This is a genomic window from Paenibacillus urinalis, from assembly GCF_028747985.1.
Classification (GTDB): Bacteria; Bacillota; Bacilli; order Paenibacillales; family Paenibacillaceae; genus Paenibacillus; species Paenibacillus urinalis.
Genome location: NZ_CP118108.1, coordinates 2,901,376 through 2,913,963 on the forward strand (window position 1 = coordinate 2,901,376; position 12,588 = coordinate 2,913,963).

11 protein-coding genes are annotated in these 12,588 nt (G+C 45.4%); 4 read left to right on the top strand and 7 right to left on the bottom strand.

Annotated elements, in window-relative coordinates; genetic code table 11:
- Positions 1-44: 44 nt before the first annotated feature.
- Positions 45-359, bottom strand: a complete 315-nt coding sequence (locus tag PUW25_RS13400; RefSeq protein WP_047911902.1) for a winged helix-turn-helix transcriptional regulator — start codon at positions 357-359, stop codon at positions 45-47.
- A gap of 126 nt (positions 360-485) precedes the next feature.
- Here PUW25_RS13400 and PUW25_RS13405 point away from each other — a divergent pair, with 126 nt between their 5' ends.
- Positions 486-1,124, top strand: a complete 639-nt coding sequence (locus tag PUW25_RS13405; RefSeq protein WP_052511955.1) for an NADPH-dependent F420 reductase — start codon at positions 486-488, stop codon at positions 1,122-1,124.
- Positions 1,125-1,260: 136 nt separating this feature from the next.
- Here the strand turns inward: PUW25_RS13405 and rarD are convergent, their stop codons facing one another.
- The 3 genes from rarD to PUW25_RS13420 form a co-directional block, all read right to left on the bottom strand.
- Positions 1,261-2,139: an EamA family transporter RarD gene (gene rarD / locus PUW25_RS13410; RefSeq protein ID WP_047911903.1), complete on the bottom strand. Its 879-nt coding sequence runs from the start codon at positions 2,137-2,139 to the stop codon at positions 1,261-1,263.
- Between the two features lie 186 nt (positions 2,140-2,325).
- Positions 2,326-2,901 (bottom strand): sugar O-acetyltransferase, encoded by a 576-nt coding sequence (locus tag PUW25_RS13415; RefSeq protein WP_238546372.1) that lies wholly within the window; start codon positions 2,899-2,901, stop codon positions 2,326-2,328.
- Between the two features lie 131 nt (positions 2,902-3,032).
- Positions 3,033-3,746 carry a glycosyltransferase family 2 protein gene (locus PUW25_RS13420; RefSeq protein ID WP_047911904.1) on the bottom strand — a complete coding sequence of 238 codons (714 nt, stop codon included), beginning with the start codon at positions 3,744-3,746 and terminating at the stop codon, positions 3,033-3,035.
- A 298-nt stretch (positions 3,747-4,044) separates the two neighbouring features.
- On the opposite strand from PUW25_RS13420, the gene PUW25_RS13425 reads away from it, so the two are divergent.
- From PUW25_RS13425 to PUW25_RS13435, 3 genes are all read left to right on the top strand, one after another.
- Complete coding sequence (locus tag PUW25_RS13425) at positions 4,045-5,646, top strand: type 2 periplasmic-binding domain-containing protein (RefSeq protein WP_052511958.1); 1,602 nt, start codon at positions 4,045-4,047, stop codon at positions 5,644-5,646.
- Positions 5,647-5,741: 95 nt separating this feature from the next.
- Positions 5,742-6,632, top strand: coding sequence for an ABC transporter permease (locus PUW25_RS13430; RefSeq protein ID WP_047912007.1), 891 nt, complete (start codon positions 5,742-5,744; stop codon positions 6,630-6,632).
- Positions 6,633-6,648: 16 nt separating this feature from the next.
- Positions 6,649-7,539: a carbohydrate ABC transporter permease gene (locus tag PUW25_RS13435; protein ID WP_047911905.1), complete on the top strand. Its 891-nt coding sequence runs from the start codon at positions 6,649-6,651 to the stop codon at positions 7,537-7,539.
- Positions 7,540-7,621: 82 nt separating this feature from the next.
- On the opposite strand, the gene PUW25_RS13440 is transcribed toward PUW25_RS13435, so the two are convergent.
- The 3 genes from PUW25_RS13440 to PUW25_RS13450 all read right to left on the bottom strand — a co-directional run bounded on the left by PUW25_RS13440 (position 7,622) and on the right by PUW25_RS13450 (position 12,585).
- On the bottom strand, positions 7,622-9,403 hold the full coding sequence (locus PUW25_RS13440; protein WP_274337193.1) for a cache domain-containing sensor histidine kinase: 1,782 nt from the start codon (positions 9,401-9,403) through the stop codon (positions 7,622-7,624).
- 126 nt (positions 9,404-9,529) lie between these two features.
- Positions 9,530-10,930 carry a group II intron reverse transcriptase/maturase gene (ltrA, locus tag PUW25_RS13445; RefSeq protein ID WP_047911907.1) on the bottom strand — a complete coding sequence of 467 codons (1,401 nt, stop codon included), beginning with the start codon at positions 10,928-10,930 and terminating at the stop codon, positions 9,530-9,532.
- A 494-nt stretch (positions 10,931-11,424) separates the two neighbouring features.
- Positions 11,425-12,585 (bottom strand): family 43 glycosylhydrolase, encoded by a 1,161-nt coding sequence (locus PUW25_RS13450; RefSeq protein WP_047911908.1) that lies wholly within the window; start codon positions 12,583-12,585, stop codon positions 11,425-11,427.
- Between the last annotated feature and the right edge of the window lie 3 nt (positions 12,586-12,588).

The following is a 12,588-nucleotide window of genomic DNA, read 5'->3' on the forward strand; positions in this document are numbered from 1 at the left end:
AACACTTCCTATTCATTCTTACTATAAATCCACTTTAACCATATTCAATTATGATTCTGACCCCACTCGCTCATCTGATCAAGGAATACAATCATAGACCTTCCTGATGATGTCAACGTATATTCTACTCTTGGCCTTGGTTCGGGATATGCTCTCCTTTCAATAATTCCGTCACCCTCAAGCTCACGTAGCTGCTCTGTTAGTATTTTTTTTGAAATGGATGGAAGATGCCTTTGCAGTTCACTATACCGTACTGGTTTGTTGTTATTGAATAGATGCCTATATATAGGAATTTTCCATCTTCCGCTTAGCATAGATATCACCGACTCTACCGGACATTCACTCGGCTGGACAGGCATTATCTCACCTCACTTATTTTCAATTATATACCAAAGCACATACAAACGGATTGGATACTTAAAAGTGCCTAATTGTACATAAGAATTAAAACTCATACAATCACTCCTAGAAGGGAGAGAATGAACATGAATATCGGGATTCTTGGCGCGGGGAACGTAGGTACAATGTTAGGCAAAGGGTTAATTAGGGCGGGTTATAATGTCTGCATCAGCAGTCGTGTTTCACATGATCCCAAACATTTAAAATGGAAGCATGAAGTAGGTACAGCAGGAGATATTACAGCATTTCATGAAGCCGCGCTGTTTGGTGAGTTGATTATTCTGGCTCTTCCATGGTATTGCTTAAAAGATGTCATTGAAACAATTAATCCTGTCTATTTCAAAAATAAGACGGTCGTTGATGTAAGCAATGCGGTATATTTTGATGACGGTCCACGCTTGCAGCTTGTTGATACATCAGCAGGAGAAGTCATCCAACAGCTGTTACCGGAAAGTCATGTTGTTAAAACATTAAATACAGTCAGCGACAAGATTATGATTCATCCCCATTTCAAGGAAGGCTCTCCCATTATGTTTATATCTGGGAACAATCCATCCTCCAAAAATCAGGTCAACACTCTTCTTAAGGACCTGGGTTGGTCCACGATTGTTGACCTGGGTGATATTAGACAAAGCCGATTACAAGAATCCATGATGCTAGCGTGCGTGATCAGTGAAACTCAATTACAATCGCCAGGATCGGCGTTTGCCTTATTGAGAAATTAAGCTATTATTCTCATCGAAACCTAGATCCTCGTTGTTTGTCCACTTCATAATCTTATCCTGTTTTAATTATAATGAAGAAACGCCCATTCCCTGCTTATGGTGCGGGAATGGGCGTATTGAGGTTACCAGAATGCTGTCAGCTCGCCTTCGCGAGTTTTGTGCTTCGAATCGATGCTGCAGCGTATACAACGAGTGCAACCCAGATCAGTGCAAAACCAACGAGCAGAACCGGCGATACCGATTCCTTGAATACAAATACGCTTAGTAACAGCATAATCGTCGGCCCAATGTATTGAACAAAACCGAGTGTAGACAGAGGCATCCGTGCAGCTGCACGTGCAAAAAAGAGCAGTGGCAGCGCCGTAACCACACCGGATAGCAGCAGCTCGATGAATGTGTGGGCAGGCAGTGTCCATGCTGTTGTCTTTCCTGTTGCGGCCAAATAGACCCAGTAGCCAAGCGCGATAGGCAGGACTACAGCCGTCTCTGACAGCAAACCTACGGAAGCATCTTGTGCGATTTTCTTCTTGGCGAGTCCGTATAATCCAAACGATACGGCAAGAGAAATCGCAATCCATGGAAACCGTCCATAATCGATGGCAATGATGAGCACTGCCGCACCAGCAATCGCAATCGCAAACCATTGGCCTCGGTTTGGCTTCTCACGAAGGAAGACGACCGCTAACAGCACGTTCAGTAACGGATTCAAATAGTAACCAAGGCTTGTCTCAACGACATGCCCATCGTTAACCGCCCAGATAAAGATCAGCCAGTTCACAGCAATCAGTAATCCACTGGCAGTAAGTGACAGCAGGAGCGTCCTGCTGGCCACGATTCGCTTCATATCCCCCCAGCGCCGCTGTAATGCGACAAGTATACCCATGAAGACGAACGACCAGACAACTCGGTGAGACAGGACCTCTCCTGCCGGCACATTGTCAAAGAGCTTCCAATACAGCGGAAGCACTCCCCACATAATGTACGCAATAATCGCATTAACCAACCCGCTGTTCATTATTAATTTCCCTCTTCTCTCTCTGATGTCTGAAGGAATTATACGCCTCGAACTCATTGAGGTAAAGGAAATTATCTTATCAACGAGAGGAAACCGAAAAAAAGGGAGGTTGGCGCTTCTTCAGGATCACTTCAAAAATGATATAGGATAATCAAACAAAATGGCTTAAATACTTGTACTCGATTTCTATAGTCCTAATTTATCTTCATCAGTAATTGGTCTAATCACTTTACAAGGCACACCTGCCGCAATAACATTAGCTGGTATATCTTTTGTCACTACGCTTCCAGCACCAATGATTGTGTTATCTCCGATTGTCACACCTCCAACTATCGTCACGGAACCTCCTAACCAAACATTATCACCTATAGTAATGGGCAATGAACGCTCATACCCCATTTTTCGTTCTCCTGCATCGAATGCATGATTAGGTGTATACAAGCTGACATTCGGCCCAAACAGGACATCATTCCCAATTGTTACTTTAGCACAATCCAATATGGTGCAATTTGTATTGGCGTAAAAACTGTTGCCTATTGTCATGTTATAACCATAATCACAATTAAAGGGTGATTCAATCCATGGGTTTTCCCCGATAAAAGGAATAAGCTTTTGAATGATGTGATTTCTCTCTTCACGCTTTGATGGAGCTATTTTATTGAGTTCAAACAATAAATCTTTAGCTCTTTCCCTGTCATCTGTTAGTTCTTTGTCCCAAGGAATATAGAATTCCTGATTCAACATTTTTTCTTTTGCATTCAATGTGCTTTCCCTCCAGATTTTGTTGAAATATTAGAATATTATAAAGTATAATTCACAAAAAAACATGAACTATAGCTTATTGATAACAAAGAAGCAGACTGCTGTGGCAATCTGCTCCTTCGTTAATACGATTAGAACTCTTTATCTGCAATCGGACGAAACTGGTCTGTGACCGTAATCAATTTGCTGCCTCTTAGATAAAACTCGTCATCGGCTCTCCATGTATGGCTCTTCTTGTTCTGCCTGCGATGATACACATAGTTATAAGGTGAGGTAGCATATGTTTTAAATCCTCTCTTCCTGCACTGTCTCAGAAACGTAACATCTTCGCCTACTGACCGATCGGTGAATCGAACCTTTCTAAGAACTTCCTTCTTGAACAGTATCGTCCCGCCTTGTACAAATTCAACAAATTTGCTTGCCTCATCAGGGGATCTGATCAATAGCTTCTTTGAAGCGCCTAGATATACGAGACAAGAATGTTTTCCTACGATATCACTGTTGGTCCTCTTCAGTGCTCCTACTTGTTCTTTCAAATAATAGGCGGAATAATAGTCGTCATCATCAACCTTCGCAATTAACGGAAAGCGGGCACGCTCGATACCTGCATTTAAGCATTGTCCTAATGATATCCTTTCGGGAACTTGGAATATACTTACATTGGCGTACGCTCGAATGCGGTTACGATACGATTCTAGATTCATGCTGTCATGATTCAGAATGATAATTAGCTCTTTGTTCTTGTATTGCTGTCTATTAAAATTTGTCAGGATATTATTAAAAAATTGCGGTCTATTCGTACATACAACAATAGAAACGCCATATTTACTTCCTTTTCTCTTCAAGGCTTAACCTCTCTTCTATCCATGATTTTTTATCATATGGTAGAAGGGTTGAGCCCGTGTAGGCAAACAGAAATGAATTCATATAGCAAAGTGAGTTAAGTTCTCTCAGTAAAAAAAAGAATGTACAAAGTAAAATTTGTGCACGTTTGACGCTTTGTCTTCCGGCCTATTCATGATATAGGTAAAAAAGTTGCCGCTTCTCGTCAATAACTTTGATATCTCTTTATACCCTCCTCCTTTACAATATTTTCAAGCAAGTCTTTCATGAAAATATATTGTGAATAGGGGGAAACAAAGTATGGCTAAGAAAACGGCAGCTTTAATTCTATCTCTATGTATTTCAACCGCTTTGTTGGCAGCCTGTAGCAATGACAGCAGTACAGGAAAGGATTCGGTCAATACGGATTCAGGAACGAAGGATTCTGGGAACGTAACCATTCGCACGGTGACCTCTGAATACACTTCCGCAAAATACCCTGCTGGAGACGATATTACAAACAACGTGTGGATTAGGCGGTACAAAGAAAAGTTCAATATCGACGTCAAAACGGACTGGGTCAGTGATGAGTATGATACGAAGCTCAATCTAGCCATTTCATCGAATAACCTCCCCGATGTGTTCAGAGTCAATCCCTCCCAGCTGCAGCAGCTGATCGAAGCGGATATGGTGATGGACCTTACGGAGGTCTTTGATCAAAAAGCATCAGAGCGCCTTAAAGGCTACATGGAGGCCGATGCAGACAGCTATGAATCAGGCAAGAAGGACGGAAAATTGTATGGAATTCCACAAATGCACTGGGGATTGATCGAACAGCCGGATTTTATCTGGATACGAAACGATTGGAAGGAAGAGCTTCAGCTTGATGACCCCAAATCTGTAGAAGACATCAAGAACATTGCGCTGAAGTTTATGGAAAAACACGGAGGTTACGGCATTGCCGTAGACCAAACGCTGGATTACCTGAATCTGCTCGCCATCGCTTGGAATGCTCATCCGGATATGTGGATTGAGGATAGCAGTGGACAACTCGTATACGGCTCCATTCAACCCGAGATGAAGGCTGCGCTGGCAGAATGGGCGGAATGGTATAAGCAAGGTATCATCGATCCGGAATTTGCGATCAAGGATTTCAACGCAATGAACGCGGATATCGTAGCAGGCAAAGTTGGTATCCAGCCTTATTACCAGTGGTGGGGCTATAACCCAGGTGTAGATACCGTATCGAATCTGGGTAAGGATGCCATATTCTATCCATATCTCATCCCTACGGTCGATGGTAAGGAAGCGAAGCAATCGATCTTCTTCGCGAACGGCAGTTATATCGTTATGAAAAAAGGGTTCGAACATCCTGAGGAAGTCATCAATCTTTTAAATGACTATGCCTACATTGTGGACGAAGGTGCAGGCAAGGAATCCGAGGAAGAATTGTCAGCCTTACTGGACAATGATATTGCCCATGTGGTCGGGGCGTTCCGGGTTCTCAATCCGAATTCCGATTACGAGCAATACGAGGCTGTATCGGAAGCCCTTAAATCCAAGGATACCAGCGGACTGATAACTTCCGGGATGTGGCAGAAATATAACAACAGCGTGGAATTTATGGAAAATGCAACACCAGGAGCCGTCGGCGATTATTTGCAGCAAGGTGCTCCAAAAACGGCGTACGGCCTGTCTAAGCATATCCTGGACAGCGGAAACTATACCAAGACGGCAATGTGGGGAGCCATGCCAGAACAACTGGCGAGCTACGGTACAACACTTGACGATATCCTGACAGAGGGCTTCACGAAGATCATTATGGGTGAAGATATTGACTACTTCGATACGGTGGTTCAGAACTGGCGGTCAGCTGGTGGAGATGAAGCCACCAAGGCAGTTAACGAAAAATACGGGAAATAACCGTTTGCTGTCAGGAGAGGATGCGTACGTTCTCCTCTCCTTTATTTATAGAAACCGATCCACGCCCTTATTCACTCAAGAACGGAGGATTAGGAATGCTCAGAAAATTAAAGCAGCAGAGCCCCTACCATCTCATGTTGTTACCTAGCATTGTTTTGGTATTCATCTTTAGTTACATCCCTTTTTACGGACTCATTATTGCATTTCAAAAGTACAATCCTGGCCTGGGCTTTAACTCGCCTTGGGTCGGGTGGGATAATTTTGCCCACGTATTTAGTCAGCCTAACTTTGTAAGAACGATCTGGAATACGCTCTATATGTCCGCTTTTAAAATTATCGGCGGCATCGTTGTACCCGTCATTTTCGCCTTGCTTCTGAACGAAGTAGCTCACAATGCTATCAAACGAACATTTCAGACACTTGTCTATATCCCAAATTTCTTGTCTTGGGTGATCATGGCCGGTATTATGCTGGATATTCTTAGCTCCGATGGCATCGTTAACACCTTTCTGGGCGTATTCGGGATGGGGCCGATCTCCTTCCTTGGCGAGCCTTCGTTATTTCCATGGACAATGATCTTAAGCGATATTTGGAAGGGATTTGGCTTTGGCACGGTGGTCTACTTAGCAGCTCTGACCAGCATTGATCCAGGAATATATGAGGCAGCCGTTATTGACGGTGCCAAGAGGTGGAAGCAAACGATCTACATTACCTTACCTCTCCTTATGCCGACGATAGTCTTGATGACCGTACTCTCGCTTGGAAACGTACTCAACGCCGGCTTCGACCAAATTTACAACCTGTACTCTCCTGTCGTATATCAGACCGGTGATATTATCGACACATACGTCTACCGTCTTGGAATTCAACAGGCGCAATATTCCATCGGTACAGCCATTGGATTATTCAAGTCCGTCATCTCCAGCGTGCTGGTTGCCTTGTCGTATTTCCTTGCCTACAAGGTAGCGGGCTATCGTATCTTCTAAGGGAGGCACTGCCATTATGATCGAAGACAAAAGCATGGGACGACGCTTATTTCATATCCTTAACTACACGATTCTCATTGTAATCTCTCTACTCTGTATACTGCCGTTTATCAATCTGCTGGCCGTTTCATTCAGCAGCAGCGCAGCCGTTTCCGCTGGCAGTGTTTCGTTCTGGCCCATCGATTTTACGACCAAGGCTTATGAATTTGCATTAACAGGCGGGGAGTTCTATAGTTCCCTATGGGTAGCCATAAAACGGGTCGTTCTCGGAACAACGGTAAATCTCGTGTTAATGATGCTCACCGCTTACCCACTTGCCAAATCGAAGCAAAAGCTGATGGGCCGCAATGTGTATATGAGTTTTTTCATCGTGACCATGCTATTCAACGGAGGGCTGATACCCACTTATCTCGTCGTGGTTAAAATGGGACTGATCGATTCTATCTGGTCGCTGATCCTCCCTGGTGCTCTTCCTGTATTCAGCATGCTTATTCTCATGAATTTCATTAGAGGGCTGCCGGAGGAAATCGAAGAATCGGCAATCATTGACGGTGCAGGTCCTCTTCAAGTCCTTCTCCGTATTCTGCTCCCTCTCTTGAAGCCTGCTCTTGCAACGGTTGGCTTGTTCAGTATCGTCGGTCATTGGAATTCGTGGTTTGACGGGATCATTTATATGAACAATCCTGCCAATTATCCACTGCAAAGCTATCTTCAGACCCTTCTGCTCAGCTTTGAGCAGATTATGCTGAAATCAGGAACTGATTATACACAGCTGCTGTCTATGATGAACGCTAGGACCGGGCGCGCTGCCCAAATGTTTCTAGGTGCTATTCCGATTCTGCTCATTTATCCGTTCTTGCAGAAGTACTTTACCAAGGGCTTAGTGCTCGGCAGCGTCAAAGGGTAAATAAGAGGCTTGCAGCCAAATGCTGCAAGCCTCTTATTTATTTCGCAGAGTGTCTCTTCCGAACGAATGGAATAGTCGACGACTAGCTCCTGTCTGCAAATTTCACGGTCTCTGGTTGATTGAATATCGCAGGCAGCATGATAGTAAATACCGTACCTTCTCCCAGTATGCTTTCAGCCTGCAATCCGTAAGACTGACCGAAATGAAGCTGTATTCGCCGCTGCACATTTTGTACTCCGATCCCCTTGATTCCATCATCTGCATCTGTCCTATTCATCTCTAATAAATCCTGAATCGTTTCCTGATCCATACCAGCCCCATTGTCATGAATTTTAATGGCTATGTCGTCCCCTAGGAATTGGATTTGGATTGTAATGATGCCACCTTCTTCGAGTTCGGCAAAACCGTGAAAAATCGCATTTTCGATAATCGGCTGCAAGATCATTTTGGGCATAAGATAATCTAGTGAATCAGCCTCAATCTCATAGTTCATCTGAATAGAGCCATAATACCTGACATTCTGAATGGTAATGTAGTTCGATATATGATCTAACTCCTCGCGAATCGATACCAAGGTTCCATCGGACCTTGTCGCATAGCGGAGCATCGAGATCAGTGCCTCTGTCATTTCCACAATCTTATCCGCTCTTTGCATGGATGCAATCCATTTAACCGACCCGAGTGTATTATACAAAAAATGAGGATTGATCTGGGCATGCAGTGCACGCATCTCCGCTGCTGCTTTGTCGATTTCTTCCTGCTGCACTTTCTCTACCAGCCTTTTTAGCTCGTAGGACATCTTATTGAATCGAACCGATAAATATCCTATTTCATCTTGAGAGCGAATATGCTCGACCTGTTCGAAATGTCCTTTTTCAACCAAACCGATATTCCGTATGAGCTTCTTAATAGGGCGCGTAATCACATGGGATAAAAAGATGGAAATAATGACAGCGAACAGTGACATCACGATCGCCAGGGTTACAAGATTACGACCCAATATAGCCCCATCGGCAGTCAGCTCTTCCATAGGCATGTACAAATATGTTGTCCACTTCTGCTGGCTAAGCGGGTTGACCGCAACGACGTTTAATGATTCGTCTGGACGCACATTGTCCCGAAATAACGTGCCGATGAGCTGGTCGTTAACGTTATAGACAATTTTCTCATCCTCATCAACGATCATAAACCTCGAACGAAGGCCTTCCTGTAAGTTACGATTCACGATCTCAATGAATTTGATATCGATGCTGACCACAATCACCCCTAGCAGCTTCCCAGTGGCCACATCATAAATTTTTCGAGCATGTGATACTGCCAATATTTTATTTTTCAGTTGATTGTCGATCCGTGTCGTCAACGTGATGATGAGATCTTTTGAATGCATAAATTTTTTGAACCACAATTCGTTCTCCACTTTGTAGCTTGTGTCGATGGGCTGGTTGGGGCTGACGAACAGATCTTCTCCTCCGTTAAGGTTATAGAGATAAATGGAAAATACGCGGTCCTTCATCATGATGTAGTTCATTAAAATATTGTAGGCCGTATTTTTGTTCTGTTTGCCGCCATTTCTTAGGTAATCTTGGATTGGAAAGCTGCCTTCGTTAGTCGCCGAAACGCTGCTGCTTAGTCCGTTGCTGGCCAGTAACGAAATTTTCTCAATCTCCTTAAGAAACTCGTCAATGCGAATATTCGTCTGTTTGGCTAGATCATTCATCAGCTTCGTGTAATTCTGCGCCAATAACCGTTCGGAGGAATAATAAGAATTGACGGTCATCACAAGTACCGGAATTATAATTACGGTCAGACAAATGACCATGATTTTGTTCTTGATTCGAAAGAGTGAAGCACGCTTCCACATCATGCACCTCTATTCAGTGGTATCAGTGAGCTACGCAATAATTATCCTATTTAATCGAGTAGGAGGCTACCCATTAATTGAGTAGCCGACCTCTCACACCACCGTACGTACCGTTCGGTATACGGCGGTTCAACCGCTTAAGTGCAAGTTACGTAAATGCTCGTACTGAGCAGGGAAGTCATAATACCCTGCTTGTGCGAGCCTTTTGTTTGTTATGGAACGAGACAACACCGGGCTTCCGGCGATGCGCCAGTATCCCAGTCGTGAGTTTGCCCATTGGTAGGCCTGCCACTCCGGTATTCCCAGTTTTCGCAGGTTTTGCGCCTTTGTTCTTGGCTTCTTCCATTGTTTCCAGATGTACATACGGAATCGTCTTCTCAACCATTCGTTCCATCTCTGCAGAGTCCGTTTCATGTCCGCTACGTAGAAGTAACCTATCCAGCCGCGAATATAGACCTTCACCTGCTCCATCACTTGACGGACATTCTTGCCCTGGCTGCGTTTCGTGAGTTCCTTCAGTTTCTTCTTTGCTTTCGCAAGAGATTGTCCATGGGCGCGGATGTGTACTCGGTCCCTGCTCTTTCCCAGAGCAAAACCAAGGAATTTAAAATGCTTTCGGGCCACGATGCTTACGACTTTGCTTTTCCGTCGATTTATCTGAAGTTTCATTCGCTTCTCTAGATACTTCTGGCAGGACTCCAACAGCCGCGTTGCTGCACGTTTGCTTTTCGCCAGCACTACAATGTCATCTGCGTAGCGGATCACATTCACTTCTCGGCTTTTCATCTCTTGGTCGAACTCATTCAAATAGATATTCGCCAGCAGCGGCGATAGCGGGCCACCTTGAGGTGATCCTTCTTCCGTTTCGCGCCGCACTCCGTGCTCCATGACCCCGCTTTTGAGATACTTCTTGATCAGATCAGTTACCCGCTTGTCCTGGATTTGTTTGCGCAAAAGATTCATAAGCAGCTCATGGTTCAGCGTGTCAAAATATTTGGATAGATCGATTTCTACTGCGTAGTCGTATCCCTGCTCCGCATACTCTTTTACTTTGCGAATGGCTTGCTGCGCACTCCGCCCAGGGCGGTAGCCATAGCTTCCTTCCGCGAATAACGGTTCGAACAGGGGTTGTAGCTGCTGCGATATCGCTTGCTGAATCACGCGGTCTATTACCGTAGGGATACCGAGCTTCCGCACTCCACTTCCATCTGGTTTCGGGATTTCTTTACGCCGTACCGGGTTTGGTTTGTAGCTTCCGTCCCGGATACTTTCCAAAAGCCCCTCTCTGTGTTCCCGTAACCACGGTAGTGCCTCCTCGACTGTCATTCCATCGATTCCCGGTGCTCCGTGATTACGTTTGACCCGCTTGTAGGCCTTGTTCAGGTTATCCCTGTTTAGTATCCTCTCAAGCATGTCCGTTGCACCGCCTCTTTCTCTACGTTCCCGAGTGCCGGCACTCCGCGCTCCCGCATACTCTTCGCATTCCATGCTATCCCTTTGCAGGCAGCCCTTTCGGTATTCTGCTTTCATCGTGCCGATGCTCCTTCCAGTCTATACTCGAGGCTTACGATTGTTCGGCCCTTCCCGAAAAAAAACTTCTCGGTACTATGGCCTCTGCTGACTTCTCACAGCAAGCTTTACTCCGTCTTTTCGGATTTTTTTTTTTTCCTACCGGACGTCTGTGAGACCTCCCCGGGTAAGAGCGATAGCCTTCCCCTCATCCATCTGCCACATTTACATGCCGGGATTCGGGCAGTATTGGACTTCGCTTTGATTAGCAAGCTCGTCCGTCCCGTCATGCCTTGTATGTGATTCCTGTTCGTCAGACCGAGGGTTTGCCTCCGGCTTCCTTCAGATTCCGCCTCGCGGCGGACACCCTTGCCTTTGGCTAACAGTTCCTACTGCCAAGCCTGTAGCGGACTTTCACCGCCGAGCTATCGCCCATGCCGGGCGCACTAAATATAGAGCTGTAAGCCATCTAAAGTATGGTTCACAGCCCTATTCATCTTGTTCATTAGTCTGAATTATTTTTTACGTATCGTAATCTTCGCTTTTGCTGTGTGGCCTGCCGTTTCAAGTGTCCAGCCCGGCTCCCCGAAATAAGGTGTACCGTCAGAGAGCCACAAGAGCTGCTGTACACGGGCGTGTCGATTAGGATCATATAACGGCTCGCCGGTAATTTCCTTATAGGAACGCGCATGGTAGACGAACAGGATCTCGTAGTCATCATTAGACATCACAAAGCTGTTATGCCCGGGACCAAACTGGGAAGTCGACTCATTGCTGACAAATACTAGCTCCTGCGACTTTGTCCATGAAGATGGATCGAGCAGATTACTCGTCTCATCCGCTGTCAGCAGACCCATACAATAACGGTCGTCTGTCCCACTGGCCGAGTATGCCATGAAGACGCGGCCATTCTTGACCAGAACAGCGGGCCCCTCGTTTACACGATGCCGCTGAATCTCCCACTCATACTCTGGCGAAGAGATCTTAACCGGCTCTGTCGCAATGGACCAAGGCGTATCCATCCTAGCAATATACAGGCAAGAGTCCTCGACAATCTGGGCCCATACTAAATATCGCTCTTCCCGATGTTTGAACGTAGTCGCATCGAGGGAGAAGCTTTCGACCGGCAGCTTGATTCGGCCCTTCTCCATCCACCGCCCCGTTAGTGGATTATCTTCTATGCATTCAAGAACATACGGACGAATCGCCCATTTATCATCGGACCTTCCGGCAGCGAAGTAAAGATACCAATTTCCATCTATATAATGAAGCTCTGGCGCCCAAATATGGCTGCCCATCTCGCCTTCTCCGTGTCTCGTCCAGATCACAATCTCCTCCGCATTGGATAGACCGCAGATCGTTCTGGACCGTCGCAGTATGATTCGATCGTATTCGGGCACAGATCCTGTAAAGTAATAGTAACCATCTGTATGTTTAAGCACGTAAGGATCGGCCCGATTCATCACAAGCGGATCCGGGAACTCCTCATTTTTTACTACTCCTTCTACGGTAATCGTACCTGGCCGCTCGAGTAGAGTCGAATCGATCTCTTCCCACACCACTGGAAAGGTTGTCTTTATTCCACCTTCTAGTCGAACTTCTACACGCTGCGGCAGCAGTACCGATTCGCCCATTTCCAAGCTAACTGAATAATCATTAATGTCTGTTATTTTCATCTC